Below are 18,542 nucleotides of genomic sequence, written 5' to 3'. Positions count from 1 at the left end.
CCCCGTGAGCATCCACGCGCGACGCGACGTCCCCGCCCTCCCCGACCTGGTGTTCAACGCCGCCGCCGACCCCTCACGCCTGGCCGCGTGGCTGCCCGCCCCCTACGAGGTAGTGGGCCGCAACAACGACACCCTGATCCTCCACGAGAACGGCGAACCACGTCAGCTGAACCTGGCCGCCGACTACGACCGCCTCCTCCTGACCTGGGAACCCCTGGCCGACCACGGCTGCCGAGGCCACCTCCAAGTCTCCCTCTCCGGCGTAGCGGCCAGCGTCGTCGAACTCCAGGTCGACGACTGCCCGGACGACCAACTGCCGGCCCGCCTCCTGGAAGCCCTGGCAAACGAGGTTGAACAGAACCTGACCGCCGGCTGACCATGCCGGGGTGGAACTCCGCCCAGCCCGCCCCCACGAACTCCCCCTCCTCCGCGAGGTGGAACGCGCCTCCGGCGAACCCTTCCGAGCCCACGGCATGCCCGAGATAGCCGACGACGAGCCCCTCCTCCTGACCGAACTGCAACGCCTCCACCTCTGGGTGGCCGACAAGGACGACACCCCCATCGCCTGGGTGGGCGTGGAGGTCCTGGACAACGCAGCCCACATAGCCCAGCTCAGCGTCCACCCCGCCCACGCCCGCCAAGGCATCGGCGCGCAGCTCCTGGACCACGTGCAGGCGTGGGCGGCAGAGCACGACCTCACAGCCCTCACCCTCACCACCTTCCGCCGCATACCGTGGAACGAGCCGTACTACCGCCGACTGGGTTTCACAGAACCAGCGCACCCGTCCCCCGGCCTGCAAGCCGTCCTGGCGGCCGAGGCCGAACGCGGCCTGCGCCCCGAGGACCGCATCTGCCTGCACCGACCGGTCAGCGAACGGGCCTGACCGGTAGGGCCGACCAGCCCGCCCGTCCCACCGCCGCGTTTGCGCGGGATACTGCGGGATACTGGCGGTGCGGACCCCGCCAGCAACCGTTCGGAGGTTCCCCAGGTGGTCGATTTCGTGCACGAGGCACTCCTCTACCGCGATGACGAGCAGTACCTCGCGAGCACGGTGCCGTTCGTGTGCGAAGGTCTGGCCGCCGGCGAGCCGGTGCTCGTCGCCGTGCCCCAGGAGCGCATCGACCTGCTGCGCTCCGCCCTGGGCCCGGCCGCCGACCGCGTCGAGTTCCTGGACATGCGGCGCGTGGGCCGCAACCCGGGCCGGATCATCCCCGGCGTGCTGACCGCGTTCGCGGACACCTCCTCCGCCTCCCGCGTCCGCATCCTCGACGAACCGATCTGGCCAGGCCGGACGGCCCTGGAGTACCCCGCCTGCGTGCAGCACGAGGCACTGGTCAACGTCGCCTTCGAGGGGCGCGGCACCTGGGTCCTGTGCGCCTACGACTCCGGAACCCTCACCCCGGACGTCCTCCGCGACGCGGAGGCCACCCACCCCGTCGTGGTCGAGGACGACCGCCGCCGCTCCAGCACCGGCTACCGCGAACCGCTCCTGACCTCGGAGGAGTTCAACCGCCCCCTGCCACCACCCCCCGAGGACGCGATCACCCGCCGGTTCGACCTGGACGAGCTGTCCTCCGTCCGACGCCTGGTGGCCGAGTTCGGCACCGACACGGGCCTGACCCCCGACCAGGTCGAGGACCTGGTGCTGGCCGTCAACGAGCTGACCACCAACAGCGTCGTGCACGGCGGCGGCGTGGGCACGCTGCTGATCTGGCGCGAGTCGGGCATCGTGGTGTGCGAGGTGCGCGACTCGGGCCGGCTGGCCAACCCGATGGTGGGCAGGCGCAACCCCGGCGCGAGCGCGAACGGCGGCTACGGCGTGATGCTGGTGAACCTCCTCTGCGACCTGGTCCGCGTTCATACCCAGGACAACGGCACCACGATCCGGGTCTGGGTTGGCCCTCCGGGCCAACCGGTCTGACGCAACCCCACAACCCACCACCCCAGCTCAGCCCAGCAGCCGAACCCACCACCCCAGCTCAGCCCACCACCCCAGCTCACCCCACCAACCGAACCACCAGCCCACCTCACCCCACCAACCGAACCCACCACCCCCGAATGTAGAACTCAAGGGCCCGGAAGGTTCGACACGAGGGCTCCGGGGGTTCGACTCGCGCGGTCAGGGCAGGCCGTGGAGGACCTGGTCGACCAGGGCGGCGACCACGGTCGCGTTGTGCCCCCCGTCCCCGGGCCGGAGCACCCGCGCGGCGGCCTCGACCGCACCGTGGATCAGCTGGGCCCGCAGCCCGGGACCGGGCACCCCGGCCTCCACCAGCACGTCCACCAGCGGCGCCAACAGCTTGTCGTGCTCCGCCCGGATGCGACTGCGAGCCGCCTCGGGCAGCGCGTGCGCGGACAGCGCGACCACCGCCCCGTGGCTGCCGTCGGCGATGATCTCCAGCTCAGCGCGCACGTAGGCTTCCACCTTCGCACTCACCCCGTCGGCCGCGCGCACCGCCTCGGCCAACTTCCGCACCCACCCGGGCAGCTCGTCGGTCACGATGGCGGCCACCAGCTCCTCCCGGGACCGGAAGTACTCGTACAGGCTGGGCCGCGAGAGCCCGACGCGGCGGGCGAGGGCCGCCAGGGTGAGCGCGTCCGCACCCTCCGTCGCGACGATGTCGCGCCCGGCGTCCAGCAGGTCCCGCAGCCGGTTCGCGCGGTGCTCCGCGAGCGTGTCGGCGCTGATCCTGGGCACGCGCCGATGGTAGCCCTTGCGTTCCCCACGCACCGTTGGAATAGTTGCCTACACCCCGTCGGGAACCCCGGAGGTGCCGCGTGTTCGTCGCGACCAACCGCCTGTTCGTACCCGCCGACCGCGCCGAGGAGTTCGAGGCGCGCTTCCGCGCGAACATGCGCGAGTACCTGCCGAACGTCCCGGGCCTGCGGCGCAGCACCCTGCTGCGCCCGACCCGACCGGACCAGCCCTACGTGGCGGTCAACGAGTTCGACAGCGAGGAGGACTTCCGGGCGTGGGTCGCCTCGGCCTCCTTCAAGGAGGCGCACCGGCGCAACGCCGGCATCGCCCGCCACGTCACGGGCAACGCCGTGGAAACCTTCCACCCCTCGGAAGACCTCGTGATCACGAGGTAGCCCTCATCCACCGACCAACCGCACGGCCGACCAACCGACGGCCGAAACAGCCCACGGCCGACCAACCGACCACCGGCCGACCAACCCGCCACCGACCAACCCGCCACCGACCAACCCGCCACCGACCAACCCGCCACCGAGCACGACCCGCCACCGAGCACGACCCGCCACCGAGCACGACCCGCCATCAAGGCAGGGCGATCGCCTTCATCCGCTCGATTTCATCCGTCTGGGTGACAATCACGTCGTTGGCCATCTCCTCGACCCGCACGTCGGACCCGTTGGACAGCACCTCGACCGCCATCTTCAGGGCACCCTCGTGGTGCGCGGTCATCAACCGCACGTAAAGCCGGTCGAAATCCGCCCCGCGCGCCGCGGCCAACGCCGCCAGGTCCGCCGCCGAGGCCATGCCCGGCATGGCGGCGTGGTCGAACTCGGGCTGCGAACCGCTGTGCCCGTGGGCCGGCGCCTGCTGGGCGTACTCGCGCTGCCACTGCTCCATGGCGCCGATCTCCGGCCCCTGGGTGTCGTTGATGCGCGAGGCCAGGCCCTTCACCGTCGCGTCCTGGGCGCGTTCCGGGGCCAGCGCCGACATCTCCAGCGCCTGCCGGTGGTGCACGATCATCTTCGCGACATACGTCACATCGGCCTCGCTGGGCGCGACCCACCGGTCGGTCCCGACGTCCTCGGGCGAGAGCGTCCGGGCCGGCTCGCCCGGCCCCTGCGGCACGATGACCGGCGCTTCGTCCGACGCCTGCGACGTGCAGCCCACCAGCACGGCCGCCAGCACCGCGATCAACACGACCCGCATCCGCAAACCCCCTAGCCACCCGGTCGCCCCAACGTACCCGCCCGTCCCGCGGGACGAGAAGTATCAGATTCCCGACGATCGGGTCTGGTACTTAGCCATGCGAACAGGCAATATTTGCGGATCCCTGCACTGGGTTGGAAGGGGAACCTGAAGTGGAAGCACGCGAATCGACCAGACGGCGCCGCCGGGCGCCGCTCGCGGTCATGGGGGCCTTCGCGCTGAGCCTGTCCGGACTGGCCACGGGTCCGCAGGCGATGGCCGCGCCGGAGGACACTGACCTGGCCGGCCTGTCGGAGGAACAGCTCTCCAGCCAGGAGCAGCCCGCCACCGGCATCCCGGGTGTCGACGAGATCCGCCACACCCGCAACATCAAGCTGCTGGCCAACCTGCCGAAGCCGGCACCGTTCACCAGCTCGTCGACGTGGTCGGACCTGGCCTTCCAGGACCACTACGCCATCGCGGGCAACTACGACGGCTTCGTCGTCTACGACATCCGCAACCCGCGCAAGCCCGAGATCGTGAGCAAGGTCCTGTGCCCGGGCTCGCAGAACGACGTGTCGGTCAAGGGCGACCTGCTGTTCCTGTCGACCGACTCCTCGCGCAGCGACAGCTCCTGCGCCAGCACCTCCCTGCCCGCGACCAACAAGGACGCGTGGGAGGGCATCAAGATCTTCGACATCAGCGACATCCGCAACCCGCGCTACATCAAGGCCGTCGAGACCAAGTGCGGCTCGCACACCCACACGCTCGTGCCGGACAAGCGGGGCAAGGACGTCTACCTGTACGTCTCGTCCTACAGCCCGAACGCGGCGTTCCCGGACTGCCAGCCGCCGCACGACCTGATCTCGGTCGTCAAGGTGCCGCTGAAGGACCCGACCTCGGCGCACGTGCTGTCCGAGAACGTGGTCTTCCCCGACGGCGGCAACGCCGGCCGGTCGGGCACCGTCGAGACCGGCTACGTGACCGCCACCTCCGGCTGCCACGACATCACCGTGTACCCGTCGAAGGACCTGGCGGCGGGCGCCTGCATGGGTGACGGCGTGCTGTGGGACATCTCCGACCGGGAGAAGCCCCGCGAGATCAACCGCGTGCAGGACAACGTGAACTTCGCGTTCTGGCACTCGGCGACCTTCAACAACGCCGGCACCAAGGTGATCTTCACCGACGAGCTGGGCGGCGGCGGCGCGGCGACCTGCAACGAGACGATCGCCCCCACCCGCGGCGCGGACGGCATCTACGACATCACCGGGCGCGGCGACGGCCGCAAGCTGGAGTTCCGCTCCTACTTCAAGATCCCGCGGGTGCAGGCCGACACCGAGAACTGCGTGGCGCACAACGGCTCGCTGATCCCGGTGCAGGGTCGGGACATCATGGTGCAGGCTTGGTACCAGGGCGGCATCTCGGTGTTCGACTTCACCGACTCCAGCCGGCCCAAGGAGATCGCCTGGTTCGAGCGCGGCCCGGTGCCCAACGGCGGCAGCGGTGGCGCGTGGTCGACCTACTACTACAACGGCTACATCTACTCGTCCGACATCTCGAAGGGCTTCGACGTCCTCGACATCCGCGACCCGCGGACGGCGACCGGCAAGCTCATCCGCACGGGCGAGCTGAACGTGCAGACGCAGGGCTCCTACCGGGACCTGTTCCCGCGCCGGTGACCTGACCCGCGGGTCAACCCGACCCGAGCACCGAGCACACCAGGAAGGGCCCGCCCCGGCGGGCCCTTCCGCTGTTCGCGGCAAGCCCCGCTCCCCCTTCCACCGCCTGAACCCACCCCCTCCTGAAACCGCATTCCAGCGGTTCCTACTCCTTCGCGGTGAATTCGCCGGCGCGCTGACCAGCGCCGCGTACCATTACCCCGCCGACCGGCTCCCGAATTCCTCCCGAGGAGTATTCCGGTGCCCGACATGATCCTTTATCGGGGTGAGCGCAACAATGCCTGGCCGATCCCGGCCGTGCGCCTCATCTGGGGTGGTATGACGATTCTGGACCCGTGGCCGGGCGCCCGCCTGCCCAACCAGGCGGCCACCGGGGCGTGGTGCGCGCTGTCCCGGGCGATCACCGCCCGCGGCGGCGACCTGGCGGCGCTGTCCCGCGAGCTGCGCGAGACCGGCGTGTCCTACGGCCTGAACTTCGCCCGCACGCCACCGGCCTCGGACGCCGACCACAACTACGTGGTCACCATCCACCACGCCCGCACGTTCCGGCTGCGCTACTGCGGCGTCGGCGGCTGGGCGCCGGGCGAGGAGGTGCCGTGGGCGACCGACCCGACCGCGGCCACCGAGGACTACGTGGTGCTCAACGGACCCGGAGTGGGCCGGTCGACGGTACTGGGGTACGGCCATTTCGCCGGTCCGCCGGAAGTCACCCTGTTCACCGACGTGCCGACCCGCTGGGTGACTTCCGTGAACGGCCAGCCGATCGGCGTGCACGGTTTGCGCGTGCTGACCGATTCCGCGTTGTCCGACGACGAGCGGAGCAAACTGACGAAACTGCGCCGCCCCTGAAACCGGGTCACGTCCGGGACCACCGGACCGAACTCCGGGACCGCCACGTCACGCTTTCACGACCATCAGCCGGGCGGCGGCGAGGTCCAGCGCGACCGCGGCACCCGGCGGGAACTCCGCCGCCCGCCCGGACGGCTGGTCCACCCGCAGGACCTGCCCGTCGTCGAGCCGCACCGACAGCCTGGTCACCGGCCCGAGGAAGCTCTGCGTGACCACGCTGCCCACCAGCGCGCCGTCGTCCCGGCCGCCGCGCGGCGAGATGCCGATGTCCTCCGGCCGCACGATCACCTCGACGTCGCCGGTCAGCTCCCCGGCCGCCGCGGTGGGCAGCCGGTGGGCGCCCACCCGCACGCCGTCGGGCCCGGCGGTGGCGCGCACCGCGTTGCTGACGCCGACGAAGCGGGCGACGAACGCGGTGGCCGGCTCCCGGTAGACCTCGGCGGGCGTGCCCAGCTGCTCCAGCCTGCCCTGCGACATCACGCCCACCCGGTCGGACACGGCCAGCGCCTCCTCCTGGTCGTGCGTGACGAACAGGGTGGTGGTGCCCAGCTCGGTCTGGATGCGCCGGATCTCGTCGCGCAGGTTCACCCGCACCTTCGCGTCCAGCGCGGACAGCGGCTCGTCCAGCAGCAGCACGCGCGGCCGGATGGCCAGCGCCCGGGCCAGCGCCACGCGCTGCTGCTGGCCGCCGGAGAGCTGGTGCGGGTAGCGCCCGCCCAGGTGCGCGAGCCCGACCAGCTCCAGCAGCTCGGCGACCCGCCCGGCCCGGTCGGGCGCCTTGCGCAGCCGCAGGCCGAACGCGACGTTCTGCGCCGCGGTCAGGTTGGGGAACAGGCTGTAGGACTGGAACACCATGCCCATGTCGCGCTTGTTGGCGGGCACGCCGGTCAGGTCCCGGCCGTCGACCCGCACCGAGCCCGCGTCGGCGGTCTCGAACCCGGCGACCACGCGCAGCGCCGTGGTCTTGCCGCAGCCGCTGGGGCCCAGCAGGCTGACCAGCTCACCCGGTGCCAGGTCGAGGTCGAGCCCGGCGAGCGCCACGTGCCCGCCGAACGACTTGCGCACCCCGGACAGCTGCAGACCGGACGGCCGCGAACCGGGCTCGGGCGGTTGCTGGTGGGTCATGTCAGCCTTCCCCGTCGGCGGCGCCCCGGCGCCCGCCGGCGAACGAGAGCAGGAACAGCAGGGCGAACGCGAACAGCAGGCTCAGCAGCGACACCGCGATGGACACGCCCGCGTCGCGCTTGCCGATCAGGTTGACCCGCACCTGCAAGGTGTCGAAGTTGAGCAGCGAGGCGATGGTGAACTCCCCCAGCACGAGCGCCACCGACAGCAGGGCGGCCCCGAGCAGCGCGGTGCGGATGTTGGGCACGACGACCCGCAGCAGCACCGCGCCCCAGGACGCGCCGAGCCCGCGGGCGGCCTCCGCGAGCGTCGCGAGGTCGATCGCGGCCAGGCCCGAGTCGATGGCCCGGTAGGCGAACGGCAGCACCAGCACCGCGTAGGCGAAGGTGAGCGTGAGCGGCGAGTCGCCGAGGAAGTAGTCCACCCACGCGTACAGCGGGGCCATGCCGACCACGAGCACGATGGCCGGGATCGCCACCGGCAGCAGGCACAGGAACTCCACCAGCCGCCGCAGCCGCGGCAGCCGCAGCCGGACCCAGGTCATGGTCGGCACCAGCAGCACCAGCACCAGCAGCGAGCTGGTGGCGGCCAGCTGCACCGACACCAGGATCGCCTCGACCAGGTCGGGGTCGTCGACGATGCCCGACCAGGCGGCCAGGTCGCGCGTGCCGTTCGCGCCGCGCGTGGAGAACTCCAGCATCGCCAGCAGCGGCACCAGGAAGTAGGCGCCCAGCACCAGCAGGACCACCGTGCGCAGCACGCCGCGCCTGGTCAGCGCCATCGGGCGAACCTCCGCTGCACCACCGCGTACAGGCCCATGGCCACCGCGACCACGACCACCATGCCCAGCCCCAGGGCCTTGCCCAGGTTCTCCCGGCCCAGCAGCACCTCGCCGGTCAGGAAGCCGCGGATCTGGAGCGGCACGATCGGGCTGCCCTGCGACACCAGGGCCGCGGCCGTGGCGTAGGCGGAGAACGCGTTGGCGAACAGCAGCAGCAGCGCGCCGAGGAACGCGGGCAGCAGGACCGGGCCGCCGACGTGGCGCCAGTAGGTCCACGACGAGCCGCCCAGGCCCTCCACCGCCTCGCGCCACTGCGGGCGCAGGCCGTCGAGCGCGGGCAGGAACACGATCACCATCAGCGGGATCTGGAAGAAGGTGTAGACCAGGGTCAGGCCGGGCAGCTCGAACAGCCAGGCGCCGCCGGCGAACAGGTCGACGCCGAGGTGCTCGCGCAGGAAGCGGGTGACCAGGCCCTGGAAGCCGATCGTGGCCAGGAACGCGAACGCCAGCGGCACACCGCCGAACTGCGCCAGCACGCCCGAGCCGGCCACCACCACGCGGCGCAGCGCACCGCCCGGCCTGCCCGCGGCCACCGCCCACGACAGCAGCGCGCCGAGCACCGCGCCCAGCAGGGCGGTCAGCGCGGACAGCTCGACGCTGCGCAGGAACGCCTGGAGGTAGGCGCCGCGGGTCAGCTCGACGAGGTTGTCCAGGGTGAACCCGCCCCGGGCGTCCTGGAACGCCCCGGCGAGCACCAGCGCCGTCGGGTAGAGCAGGAACGTGCCGACGTAGGCCAGGAACGGGACCACGACCAGCCACTCCAGCCAGGCCCGGCGCGCGGGGCCGCGACCGGGGGCGGGCCGGTCCCCGGCCGCGGTCGGGACGGGTGCGACGGGGGCGACCACCGGTCAGCCCACCGCCTGGGCCCAGCTCGTGGACAGCACCTGCTTGGCCTTGTCGGCCTGCTGCTGGGTCAGGAACACCTGCTCGCCCGAGGTCCGGGGCAGCTTGGCCGCGGCGTCGGCGTCGACCGTGCCGGCCTTGGTCATCGCCTCCATGCGCACCGGGCGCGACAGGCCCTTGAGGTAGGTGTTCTGGCCCTCGTCGGAGTACAGGAACTCCTGCCACAGCCGCGCCGCGGCCGGGTGCGGGGCGTCCTTGTTGATCGCCTGGTTGTAGTAGGCGCCGACCTGGGCGTCCGACGGGACGACGACCTTCCAGTCGACCTTGCCCGCGAGCTTCGCGGTCTGCGCCGCGTTGGTGTAGTCCCAGTCGATGACGACCGGCGTCTGACCGGACTCGATGGTCGCCGGCGACGGGTCGACCGGCAGGAAGTTGCCCGCGGCCTTGAGCTGCTTGAAGAACTCGACGCCGGGCGCGACGTCGTCGGCGGAGCCGCCGTTGCCCAGGGAGGCCATGACCACGCCGGAGAACGCGGCCCCCGCCTGCGTCGGGTCGCCGTTGAGCGCGACCTTGCCCTGGTACTCGGGCTTGAGCAGGTCCCGGACCGAGGTGGGCGCGGGCACCTTGGCGGCGTCGTAGCCGATGGACATGAAGCCGCCGTAGTCGCCGTAGTGGAGCCCGGACGGCTCCTTCAGCTCCGCGGGGATGTCGTCCCAGGTCAGGACCTGGTAGGGCGCGAACAGGTCGGTGTTGGCCAGGGCGACGTTGAGGCCGAGGTCGAACACGTCGGGGGCGCGGTCGCCGCCCTTGAGCTGCTTGGCGGCGTTGACCTCGTCCTGGCTGGAGGCGTCGGGCTGCGCGGAGTCGACCTCGATGCCGTACTTCGCCTCGAAGGTCTCGATCATCGCGCCGTAGTTGGCCCAGTCCGGGGGCAGCGCGATGACGTTCAGCCTGCCCTCCTTCTTCGCGGCCTCGACGAGCTTGTCGAAGCCGCCCAGGTCGGCGGCCGACCTGGCACCGGACGCGGGTGCGTCGGACGCGGCGCCGTCCTGGGTCGGCGGCGCGCCGCAGGCCGTGACGAGCGCCAGCGCGGTGGCGCCGGCGCCGAGCAGCCGCAGGACTCGGGTGGGGGTCACGGTGGGTGTCCCTTCCTCGGGTGAACCCGGGTTCGCGTCAGGTCGCCGGCCCGGTGGACGTGCGGAGGATTCGCGATGCCGCACGCGCTTGTCAAGCGAGCCTTGCGGAGTGGAATAAGTGGTGCCCGCCAAGCGAATTCCCGGTGCACGGCGGGTTGCCGGCGAGGGCGCGGGCCAGTCCTGGCTAGTAGTAGTCTGTCTACATATAGGCGGCCTACTACCGGGGGTGCGGATGAGCCGGAAGCTGCTGCTGTGGTTGCACGTGGTCACGTCGACCGGGTGGATGTCCATGGCGCTGGCGCTGTTCGTGATCGTGAACTACGCGCTGTCGGCGCCGGGCCGCGAGGCGGCGTTCGAGGCGGCGCTGCTGGTCGACGTGGACGTGCTGCAGTTCATGGCCACCACGAGCGCGTTCAGCGGGTTGGTGCTGTCGGGGCTCACCCCGTGGGGCTACTTCCGGCACTGGTGGGTGCTGGCGAAGTTCGGGATCACCCTCACCCAGCTGTACGCGGGGATCTTCGTGCTGAGCCCGAACCTGCACCCGGGCGGTTCGCCGCTGCTGATGCGCGCGGGGTCGCTGCTGATGTTCTCGGCGCTGGCCTGCCAGGTGTGGCTGTCGGTGGCCAAGCCGTTCGGCCGGACGCCGTGGGCGGGCCGCCGCAAACCGGGCACGGCGCCGGGGTGGGCGTTCGCCGGGTGCCTGGCCGTGCCCGCGCTGGACTACGCGCTGGGCGAACTGGTGCTGGGCCGGTCGACGCCGGTGCTGTCGCTGCTGGTGGTGGTCGTGCACCCGGTGGTCCGCGCCGCGCGCTCGCGGGCGCGCGGCGCGGTACCGGTCAGGACCTAGAGCCGCGGGTCGACCGGCTCGGACTCCAGCGCGAGCACGGCGAACACGCACTCGTGCACGCGCCACAGCGGCTCGTCGCGGGCGGCGCGCTCCAGGGCCTCCAGCCCCAGCGCGTACTCCCGCAGCGCGAGCGACCGCTTGGCACCCAGCCCGCGCTTGCGCAGGCGCTCCAGGTTCGCCGGCTCGGTGTAGTCGGGGCCGTAGACGATGCGCAGGTACTCGCGCCCGCGCACCTTCAGGGCCGGCTGCACCAGGCCGCGCGGACCGCGCACGAGGTTGGCCAGCGGCTTGACCACCACGCCCTCGCCACCGGCCGCGGTCAGCTCCTCCCACCAGCGCACGCCCGCCGCGACCTGCGCCTCGTCGGTCGTGTCGACCACCAGGTGCCGGGTGGGCGCGAACAGGCCGCCCAGGCGCGAGAGCACGTCCAGGTGCCACCGGTGGTCGCGGTCGTGGAAGGTCCGCCCGCGGGCGGCGAGGAGCTGGAACGGCGCGACCGAGACGCCCGCCAGGCCGTCGGTGGGCCGGCAGTACCGCAGGTAGGCGTCGCGGTAGCCGGTGGCGTTGCCCAGCCTGCGGGTGGTGCGGTCGAGCAGGTCGGCCACGTCGACGCCCCGCGCGCCCGCCGCCGCCAGCGCCTCCACCGCGACGCCCAGCGCGCCGGTGGCGGCCGCGCCGACCGCGGCGTACTGGTCCCGGACCAGCCCGGCGGCCTTGGCGTTCCACGGCATCAGCTCGGCGTCGACCAGCAGCCAGTCGGTGTCGAACTCCTCCCACAGGCCGGCCCTGGTCACCTCCTCGCGCAGCGCCGCCACCAGCTCGTCGCCCAGCGGCGGGTCGAAGAACGCGCGGCCGGTGCGGGTGTGCACCACGCCGGAGTCCCTCCGCAGGTGCAGCACCGCGCGCGAGCCCATGTGCTTCTCCTGGCAGATCACCTCGCGCACGCCCGCGTCCCGGTACTCGGCGAAGGCGTCCTCGGGGTGCTCCAGCACGTCCGGCCGCCGGGACGTGGCGGTCGGCGCCATCGTCGGCGGCAGGTACAGCAGCACGCGCGGGTCCACGGCGAAGCGGCTCATCACCTCCAGCGCCGAGGCGGCCTGCTCGGGCCGCACGGTGACCCGGCCGTGCCGCGCGGTCTCGATCACGCGCCGGCCGGCGACGTCGTCGATGGACAGCACGTCCGGCTCGCGCGCGGGTTCGGCGGGCGCCACGAGCGGGCGCACCGGCTCGTACCAGACCTGCCGCGCGGGCACGGACACCACCTCGCGCTCCGGGTAGCGCAGCGCGGTCAGCCTGCCTCCGAACACCACGCCGGTGTCCAGGCACAGGGTGTTGTTGACCCACTCGACCTCCGGCGTGGGCGTGTGCCCGTAGAGCACCGTCGCCCGGCCCCGGTAGTCCTTGGCCCACGGGTAGCGCACCGGCAGGCCGTACTCGTCGGTCTCGCCGGTGGTGTCGCCGTACAGCGCGAAACCGCGCACCCGGGAGGACGCGCGGCCGTGGTAGCGCTCGGGCAGGCCGGCGTGCGCGATGACCAGCGCGCCGCCGTCGAGCACGTAGTGGGCGACCAGGCCGTCGCAGAACCGCTCGACGCGGCGGCGGAACCCCTCGTCCTCGTTCGCCAGCTGCGCGAGCGACTCGGCCAGGCCGTGCCCGCCCCGCACGTCGCGGCCGCGCAGGGCGCGCACCAGCTTCTGCTCGTGGTTGCCGCACACCACGAGCGCGCGGCCCGCCTCGACCATGCCCATGACCAGGCGCAGCACGCCCGGCGTGTCCGGGCCGCGGTCGACGAGGTCGCCGACGAACGCCGCCCGCCTGCCCGCCGGGGGCACCGCGTCCACCGGGCGGCCGGCCTCGTCGCGCACCAGGGCGTACCCGAGGTCGGTGAGCAGGTCCTCCAGCTCCGCACGGCAGCCGTGCACGTCGCCGATCACGTCGAACGGGCCGGTCTCGTGGCGCAGGTCGTTGAGCAGCGGCTCGCGCACCACCACGGCCTCGTCCACCTCGGCCTGGGAGCGCAGCACGTGCACCCGGCGGAAGCCCTCGCGGCCCAGGGTGTTCACCGACTTGCGCAGCGCGGCCCGGTGGCGGCGCACCACGTGCGCGCCGAAGTCCCGGTCGGGGCGCTCGGCGTTGCGCGCCACGCAGACGTGCTCGGGCAGGTCCAGCACGATCGCGACCGGCAGCACGTCGTGCCGCTTGGCCAGCTCGACCAGGTGCGCGCGGTCGGTGCGCTGCACGTTCGTGGCGTCGACCACCGTGGTGCGGCCCGCCTCCAGGCGCTTGCCCGCGACGTGGTGCAGCACGTCGAACGCCGCGCCGGAGGCGGACTGGTCGTTCTCGTCGTCGGCGACCAGGCCGCGGAAGTAGTCGCTGGACAGCACCTGCGTGGGGGCGAAGTGGGCCCGCGCGAACGTGGACTTGCCCGAGCCGGACGCGCCGATGAGCACGACCAGGCTCGGGTCCGGGATCTTCAGGTCCATCAGCGGTCCCCCAGGGTGAAGACGGCGAGCTGGGTGGGCGCGCCGCGCTCGGCGTCCTCGGGCCCGACCGGCAGGTGGCGCACGGCGTAGCCGCGCCGGTCCGCCACCCCGGCGGCCCAGTCGCGGAACTCGGCGCGGGTCCACTCGAAGCGGTGGTCGGCGTGGCGGAGCTGCCCGGCCGGCAGCCCCTCGAACAGCTCGTTGTACTCGACGTTCGGCGTGGTCACCAGCACCACGCGCGGCCGGGCGACGGTGAACACCGCGTGCTCCAGGGCGGGCAGCCGGTCGGGGTCGAGGTGCTCGACCACCTCCATGAGCACCGCCGCGTCGTAGCCCGCCAGGGCCGGGTCGGCGTAGGTCAGCCACGACTGGCGCAGCGCGACGCGGGCCCGCTGCCGCTCGGGCAGCTCGTCCAGGCGCAGCGCGCGGGCCGCGACCGCGAGCGCCCGCGCGGACACGTCCACGCCCAGGACCTCGGTGAACTCCGGCTCCCGGAGCAGGGCGCGCAGCAGCGCCCCGCCGCCGCAGCCCAGGTCCAGCACCCGGCGCGCGCCGGCGGCCTTCAGCTCGGCGACCACGGCCTCGCGCCGCCGCACGGCCGGCGAGACCCTGGGCTCCTCCAGGGCGTTGTCCAGCTCCTCGGGGTCCACCCCCTCCACCTCCGCCAGCCGGTGGCGGCGCGCCAGGTAGCGGGTGGTGATCAGCTCGCGGTCGGGGTGCGCGGCGAGCCAGCCCTCCCGGTGCTTGAGCGCGTCGGACACGGTCAGCGTGCCGGTGAGGGTGACGTCGGCGTAGCGGGAGTCCGTGCCGTCGCCCAGCGGCAGCGGGCGGACCTCGGCGGTCCAGCCGAGCGGGGTGAACAGGCGCTCCACCAGCCGGTGCGGCAGGACCGGCACGCGCACGGTCAGCGGGATCGGCGTGACGGCCGGCTCGGCGCGGCTCGTGCCGCGGCCGTTGAGGGCGGTGCGGAACACCGAGCCGAGCGCGACGGTGAGCAGCGAACCGGCCGCGTACGGGCGGTCGTTGACGTACTGGGTGAGCGTGCTGCCGGGTTTGCGCACCAGGGCGACCGGGTCGACCTCCAGCAGGAGCGCGACGGTGCACTCCCGCTCGTCCGCGCGCGGGTAGAACACGTGCGCCGTCCCCGCCGAGGTGGGGAAGGACCGGGCCCGGTCCGGGTGCTTGTGCAGCAGGTGGCCCAGGTCGGTCGCCGGGCGGTGCGTGGTGGTCAGGGTGAGCAGCACCGGTCCAGTGTGGACGGGACAATCACCGCGACACCCACGATTTTTGCCATCGGTGCGGCCACGCGCGCCGCTAGCGTCGGGTGGTGCCCCTCCACCGCCACGAACCACGAGAGGCAGGAGAAGTGACACGTCGTTCAGCCCTGCTGCCGGTCGGCGCCCTCGCCGTCGCCCTGGTCGGCGCGCCGACCGCGACCGCCGACGCCCCGCCGGGCGTCACCGCCCCGCCGTCGGGCGTCGCCGTCACGGCGGCGCGCTTCGCACCGCCCGGGCAGGCCACCAGTGCCTACACCTACGACACCGCGCTGGTCCCGGCCGGAGCCGCCGTGCTGGTGGTCGCCACGCCGAAGCACAGGTCGACGAAGGTCCTGCTCAGCGTGCACGGCCTGGTGCCGAACCGGACCTACGGCGCGCACGCGCACCAGCGCCCGTGCGGCGACCTGCCCACCGACGCGGGCGCGCACCACCAGCACGTCGTGGACCCGGTGCAGCCGTCGGTCGACCCGGCGTACGCCAACCCGGAGAACGAGATCTGGCTCGACTTCACCACCGACGACCGCGGGCGCGCCGTGGTCGGCACCGCGGTGCCGTGGCGGTTCGCCGACCGGCGGGCCGGGTCGGTGGTGATCCACGCCGAGCGGACGGCCACCGAGCCGGGGCGGGCCGGGACCGCCGGTCCGCGGCTGGCGTGCGCGACGGTGCGGTTCTGACGCCCGCGGGGCCGGTCCGCGCGGACCGGCCCCCACGCGGGTGCCCGCCGCGGGAGATGCGCGGGAACGCGAACGAGAGCACTTCCGGACCCGTCCTGGCGTCAACCCGGGAGCGCTCCCACGAAGCCTAGCAATCAATTCCCCCGGACCACAAGGAGATTCACGGTGGTGAAACCGGCGCGGGTTCACATCAATGAACCGCAGCCGTCGCACCAGGCGAAACCCCTGGGCGCCGACCCTCTCCACATCCGTGAACAAAACCGCGCCACCACGCGGCCGAATGCCCGCAAGCGAACACAACTCCACCAGCCCGGAATTAGTTCAGTGAAACAACTATCCCGCATTCGTTGACTCGTCCGCCATTGCTGTGCATTCTGAATCCCCGCTTCCCGGGTCCCTTCAGGAGGGTCGGCATGGTGACCATCGCGGAGGTGGCGCGGCACGCGGGCGTGGCCGTCAGCACGGTGTCCTACGCGCTCAGCGGCAAGCGGTCCATCTCCGTCGGCACGCGCCGGCGCATCGAGGCGAGCGTGCGCGCCCTCGGCTACCAGCCCCGCAGGCAGGCCCACGGCGCGCTGCTGCACCTGGCGCTGCCCGGGCACGGCGCGCTCGGCGCGGAGTGGCTGGGCTCGTTCCTGGGCGCGGCCACCGCGAGCGCCCACGCCAGGGGCGCCGACCTGCTGGTGAGCCCGTCGGCGCACCACCGCGGCGCGGCGGGCGTCGTCGTGGTCGCCCCGGCCTCTCCCCCGCTGGACACCTCGGTGCCGGTGGTGCTCGTGGGCGGCGACGGCCCGGTGTCCCGGCACTCGCGGGTGGACCTGGACCGGGTGGCCGCGGGCGCGCGGGCCGCCGAGTACCTGGCCGACCTGGGCCACCGCGCGGTCGCGTTCGTGCAGGACGGCCCGCCGGACGACTTCCACCACGGCTTCGCCCGCGGCGCGCGGGAGCGGAACGCGTCGGTGCGGGTGCACCGGGCGGTCGAGGCGGACCGGGTGTTCGCGCTGGACCGGCCGACCGCCGTGGTGGCGTCGGACGACGCGGCGCTGACCGCGGTGCTGGCCGACCTCCAGCGCAGGCAGCTCCGGGTGCCCGAGGACGTGTCGGTGCTGGCGCTGTGCTCGGACGGGGCCGCGCGGCACGGCCGGTGGCCGGTGACGTCGGTGTCGGTGTCGCCGGCGGCGCTGGGGCGGGCCGCGGTCGAGGTGGCGCTCGACGCCCGCCCGACCACCCGCCTCCTCCCGCCGCGCCTGACCGTGCGGGCCAGCACCGCGCCCGTGCGCGGGACCGGCTGAGCCACGGCACCCGCCAGGCCGCAGGACCGGCGCGTCCGCCCCCCGGTCGAGTGCCAGAGGGCGTCAGAAGACGTGCCCCGGCACGTCGGCCCGGGCGCCCGTCGGCACCAGGTCGTCGGCCGCGCCGGTCCCCGGGCTCGGCACCACGGCCTCCACCAGCGGGTCGGGCGCGTCGACCGCCAGCAGGTCCAGCAGGTCGGTCGGCGCCCCGGTGCGCCCCAGCACCCGGCGCTGCCGCTCGGCACCGCCACCGACCCGGTCGAGCGCGGCCAGCGCCCGCTCGACGAACCCCAGGTCGCCGTTGGCGGACAGCGCGGGCAGCACGTGGCGCACCATCGCGCGCAGCAGGTGCCGCACCGGCACCAGGCGGTCGGACAGCACGTCCAGGGTCCAGCCGCCCAGGCCGTCGCGGGCGGCGCGCCAGCCGGCCAGCCGCAGCGCCTCGGTGGGCACCGGCGGCGCGGTCACCCCGCGCCCGACGTCGGCCTCGGCGGTGCCGACCAGGGCCCGGACCAGGGCGGTGAGCAGCAGCGCCTCGGTGGGGCCGCCCTGGACGTCGGCGACCCGCACCTCCACGGTGGGCAGGTGCGACGACGGGCGGACGTCCCAGTAGACCATCCCCGGGTCCATGGCGGCGCCGGACTCGTCCAGCACGTCGCACACCGCCCGGTAGTGCGCCCAGTCGGAGAAGTACGGCGGCGGGCCGGCCGCCGGCCAGCGCGCCCACACCAGCGAGCGCCAGCTCGCGTAGCCGGTGTCCCGGCCGCGGGCCAGCGGCGAGTTCGCGGTGAGCGCGCCCAGCACGGCCAGCCAGGGCCGCAGGTGGTTGCACACCTGGACGGCGACCTCGCGGTCGGGCACGGCCACGTGCACGTGGCACCCGCAGATGGACTGCTCCTCGGCCAGCGCACCGTAGGCGCGGGCGATCCGCCGGTAGCGCGACACGTCGGTGACGGGCCCGGCCGGTTCGCCGAGCGGTGGCGCGCCGACCGCCAGGGCCAGGCACCCGACCTCCCCCGCGGCCCGCGCGACCGCCGCGCGCATGGCCACCAGCTCCCGCCGGACCTGCGGCAGGTCCCAGCACACCGTGGTCTTGGCCTCCACCTGCGTGGTGATCAGCTCGTGGTCCAGCTCCAGGCCGAACGCGCCGCGCGCCGCCGCGACCACCTCGTGCGCCCGGGGCACCGGGGCACCGGTCGCGGGGTCGACCAGGAGGAACTCCTCCTCGACGCCGACCGTCGGGTGCCCCGGTGACGAGAGTGGTTGACCCATCGCTTCCACCGTCCCTGCTCGGGGCGCTCGGCACCGGGGCGGCGGAGGTCCGCCGGTCGTGCGGCGACCACCACCCGGTGGCGCCGGCGCGCTGTTCGACCGGTCGCTCGACCACCCGCGCGACGGGCGGCCCGGAACCCGGTTACCCCCGGGCCACCGGCGGAAACCACCGGCCGGTTCGGACCGTCCGCTGTGGACTCGCGGTGCGCACGACCGGTCCACGCGGCCGGTCCACGCGACCGGTCCACGAAGCCGGTCCACGCGACCGGTCCACGCGGCCGAGGCGCGCGACCGGTTCGGGCCGCGGTTTCACGCGCGGTGCGCACGGGGTACACCCGCT

At 73.5% G+C, this 18,542-nt stretch carries 18 protein-coding genes; 9 read left to right on the top strand and 9 right to left on the bottom strand.

What is annotated here, in order from left to right; all coding sequences use genetic code 11:
* Positions 1-4 precede the first annotated feature (4 nt).
* The 3 genes from EKG83_RS18420 to EKG83_RS18410 all read left to right on the top strand — a co-directional run bounded on the left by EKG83_RS18420 (position 5) and on the right by EKG83_RS18410 (position 1,922).
* On the top strand, positions 5-376 hold the full coding sequence (locus tag EKG83_RS18420) for an SRPBCC family protein (RefSeq protein ID WP_033434146.1): 372 nt from the start codon (positions 5-7) through the stop codon (positions 374-376).
* A gap of 10 nt (positions 377-386) precedes the next feature.
* Positions 387-884: a GNAT family N-acetyltransferase gene (locus EKG83_RS18415; RefSeq protein ID WP_033434145.1), complete on the top strand. Its 498-nt coding sequence runs from the start codon at positions 387-389 to the stop codon at positions 882-884.
* Between the two features lie 105 nt (positions 885-989).
* Positions 990-1,922 (top strand): sensor histidine kinase, encoded by a 933-nt coding sequence (locus EKG83_RS18410; RefSeq protein WP_211269219.1) that lies wholly within the window; start codon positions 990-992, stop codon positions 1,920-1,922.
* A 198-nt stretch (positions 1,923-2,120) separates the two neighbouring features.
* On the opposite strand, the gene EKG83_RS18405 is transcribed toward EKG83_RS18410, so the two are convergent.
* The gene (locus EKG83_RS18405) at positions 2,121-2,699 is read right to left on the bottom strand and encodes a TetR/AcrR family transcriptional regulator (RefSeq protein WP_033434144.1); all 579 of its coding nucleotides are present in this window, start codon (positions 2,697-2,699) and stop codon (positions 2,121-2,123) included.
* Positions 2,700-2,779: 80 nt separating this feature from the next.
* On the opposite strand from EKG83_RS18405, the gene EKG83_RS18400 reads away from it, so the two are divergent.
* Positions 2,780-3,094, top strand: coding sequence for an antibiotic biosynthesis monooxygenase family protein (locus EKG83_RS18400; protein ID WP_033434143.1), 315 nt, complete (start codon positions 2,780-2,782; stop codon positions 3,092-3,094).
* Between the two features lie 187 nt (positions 3,095-3,281).
* Here the strand turns inward: EKG83_RS18400 and EKG83_RS18395 are convergent, their stop codons facing one another.
* Positions 3,282-3,905 carry a DUF305 domain-containing protein gene (locus EKG83_RS18395; RefSeq protein WP_033434142.1) on the bottom strand — a complete coding sequence of 208 codons (624 nt, stop codon included), beginning with the start codon at positions 3,903-3,905 and terminating at the stop codon, positions 3,282-3,284.
* 203 nt (positions 3,906-4,108) lie between these two features.
* Between EKG83_RS18395 and EKG83_RS18390 the strand changes: the two genes are divergently transcribed.
* Together EKG83_RS18390 and EKG83_RS18385 are read left to right on the top strand one after the other, a co-directional pair.
* Positions 4,109-5,563 (top strand): LVIVD repeat-containing protein, encoded by a 1,455-nt coding sequence (locus EKG83_RS18390; protein ID WP_084716951.1) that lies wholly within the window; start codon positions 4,109-4,111, stop codon positions 5,561-5,563.
* Between the two features lie 318 nt (positions 5,564-5,881).
* The gene (locus EKG83_RS18385; protein WP_033434140.1) at positions 5,882-6,412 is read left to right on the top strand and encodes a hypothetical protein; all 531 of its coding nucleotides are present in this window, start codon (positions 5,882-5,884) and stop codon (positions 6,410-6,412) included.
* 48 nt (positions 6,413-6,460) lie between these two features.
* Here EKG83_RS18385 and EKG83_RS18380 read toward each other — a convergent pair whose 3' ends face one another.
* From EKG83_RS18380 to EKG83_RS18365, 4 genes are read right to left on the bottom strand one after another with little or no spacing between them, the layout of a single operon-like run.
* The gene (locus EKG83_RS18380) at positions 6,461-7,537 is read right to left on the bottom strand and encodes an ABC transporter ATP-binding protein (protein ID WP_033434139.1); all 1,077 of its coding nucleotides are present in this window, start codon (positions 7,535-7,537) and stop codon (positions 6,461-6,463) included.
* Position 7,538: 1 nt separating this feature from the next.
* Positions 7,539-8,318 carry an ABC transporter permease gene (locus EKG83_RS18375; protein WP_033434138.1) on the bottom strand — a complete coding sequence of 260 codons (780 nt, stop codon included), beginning with the start codon at positions 8,316-8,318 and terminating at the stop codon, positions 7,539-7,541.
* Positions 8,309-9,223, bottom strand: a complete 915-nt coding sequence (locus tag EKG83_RS18370; RefSeq protein ID WP_033434137.1) for an ABC transporter permease — start codon at positions 9,221-9,223, stop codon at positions 8,309-8,311. Before EKG83_RS18370 ends, EKG83_RS18375 begins: the two co-directional genes overlap by 10 nt.
* Positions 9,224-9,226: 3 nt before the next feature.
* Positions 9,227-10,357 carry an ABC transporter substrate-binding protein gene (locus EKG83_RS18365; RefSeq protein WP_033434136.1) on the bottom strand — a complete coding sequence of 377 codons (1,131 nt, stop codon included), beginning with the start codon at positions 10,355-10,357 and terminating at the stop codon, positions 9,227-9,229.
* A gap of 232 nt (positions 10,358-10,589) precedes the next feature.
* On the opposite strand from EKG83_RS18365, the gene EKG83_RS18360 reads away from it, so the two are divergent.
* The gene (locus tag EKG83_RS18360; protein WP_033434135.1) at positions 10,590-11,204 is read left to right on the top strand and encodes a hypothetical protein; all 615 of its coding nucleotides are present in this window, start codon (positions 10,590-10,592) and stop codon (positions 11,202-11,204) included.
* On the opposite strand, the gene EKG83_RS18355 is transcribed toward EKG83_RS18360, so the two are convergent.
* Together EKG83_RS18355 and EKG83_RS18350 are read right to left on the bottom strand one after the other, a co-directional pair.
* Positions 11,201-13,687 carry a polynucleotide kinase-phosphatase gene (locus tag EKG83_RS18355; protein WP_033434134.1) on the bottom strand — a complete coding sequence of 829 codons (2,487 nt, stop codon included), beginning with the start codon at positions 13,685-13,687 and terminating at the stop codon, positions 11,201-11,203. The two genes, EKG83_RS18360 and EKG83_RS18355, sit on opposite strands and share 4 nt — an antisense overlap.
* Positions 13,687-14,931: a methyltransferase gene (locus EKG83_RS18350; protein WP_033434133.1), complete on the bottom strand. Its 1,245-nt coding sequence runs from the start codon at positions 14,929-14,931 to the stop codon at positions 13,687-13,689. Before EKG83_RS18350 ends, EKG83_RS18355 begins: the two co-directional genes overlap by 1 nt.
* A gap of 122 nt (positions 14,932-15,053) precedes the next feature.
* Between EKG83_RS18350 and EKG83_RS18345 the strand changes: the two genes are divergently transcribed.
* Entirely contained in the window at positions 15,054-15,638 is a 585-nt protein-coding gene (locus EKG83_RS18345; protein ID WP_033434132.1) for a superoxide dismutase, read from the top strand.
* Positions 15,639-16,051: 413 nt separating this feature from the next.
* Positions 16,052-16,930: a LacI family DNA-binding transcriptional regulator gene (locus EKG83_RS18340; RefSeq protein WP_033434131.1), complete on the top strand. Its 879-nt coding sequence runs from the start codon at positions 16,052-16,054 to the stop codon at positions 16,928-16,930.
* 63 nt (positions 16,931-16,993) lie between these two features.
* Here EKG83_RS18340 and EKG83_RS18335 read toward each other — a convergent pair whose 3' ends face one another.
* Positions 16,994-18,202 carry a carboxylate-amine ligase gene (locus EKG83_RS18335; RefSeq protein WP_063741441.1) on the bottom strand — a complete coding sequence of 403 codons (1,209 nt, stop codon included), beginning with the start codon at positions 18,200-18,202 and terminating at the stop codon, positions 16,994-16,996.
* Positions 18,203-18,542: the final 340 nt, after the last annotated feature.

It is taken from the genome of Saccharothrix syringae (assembly GCF_009498035.1).
GTDB classification, from domain to species: Bacteria; Actinomycetota; Actinomycetes; order Mycobacteriales; family Pseudonocardiaceae; genus Actinosynnema; species Actinosynnema syringae.
Note: the sequence above shows the minus strand (reverse complement) of the source record. Positions and strands in the feature narration are given on the sequence as shown.

What these genes read in the sequence shown, in the direction of transcription:
- EKG83_RS18395 (WP_033434142.1), bottom strand. Translation starts at nt 3,905, where the DNA reads ATGCGGGTCGTGTTGATCGCGGTGCTGGCGGCCGTGCTGGTGGGCTGC.
- EKG83_RS18390 (WP_084716951.1), top strand. Translation starts at nt 4,109, where the DNA reads ATGGGGGCCTTCGCGCTGAGCCTGTCCGGACTGGCCACGGGTCCGCAG.
- EKG83_RS18385 (WP_033434140.1), top strand. Translation starts at nt 5,882, where the DNA reads ATGACGATTCTGGACCCGTGGCCGGGCGCCCGCCTGCCCAACCAGGCG.
- EKG83_RS18380 (WP_033434139.1), bottom strand. Translation starts at nt 7,537, where the DNA reads ATGACCCACCAGCAACCGCCCGAGCCCGGTTCGCGGCCGTCCGGTCTG.
- EKG83_RS18375 (WP_033434138.1), bottom strand. Translation starts at nt 8,318, where the DNA reads ATGGCGCTGACCAGGCGCGGCGTGCTGCGCACGGTGGTCCTGCTGGTG.
- EKG83_RS18360 (WP_033434135.1), top strand. Translation starts at nt 10,590, where the DNA reads ATGAGCCGGAAGCTGCTGCTGTGGTTGCACGTGGTCACGTCGACCGGG.
- EKG83_RS18355 (WP_033434134.1), bottom strand. Translation starts at nt 13,687, where the DNA reads ATGGACCTGAAGATCCCGGACCCGAGCCTGGTCGTGCTCATCGGCGCG.
- EKG83_RS18340 (WP_033434131.1), top strand. Translation starts at nt 16,052, where the DNA reads ATGGTGACCATCGCGGAGGTGGCGCGGCACGCGGGCGTGGCCGTCAGC.
- EKG83_RS18335 (WP_063741441.1), bottom strand. Translation starts at nt 18,202, where the DNA reads ATGGGTCAACCACTCTCGTCACCGGGGCACCCGACGGTCGGCGTCGAG.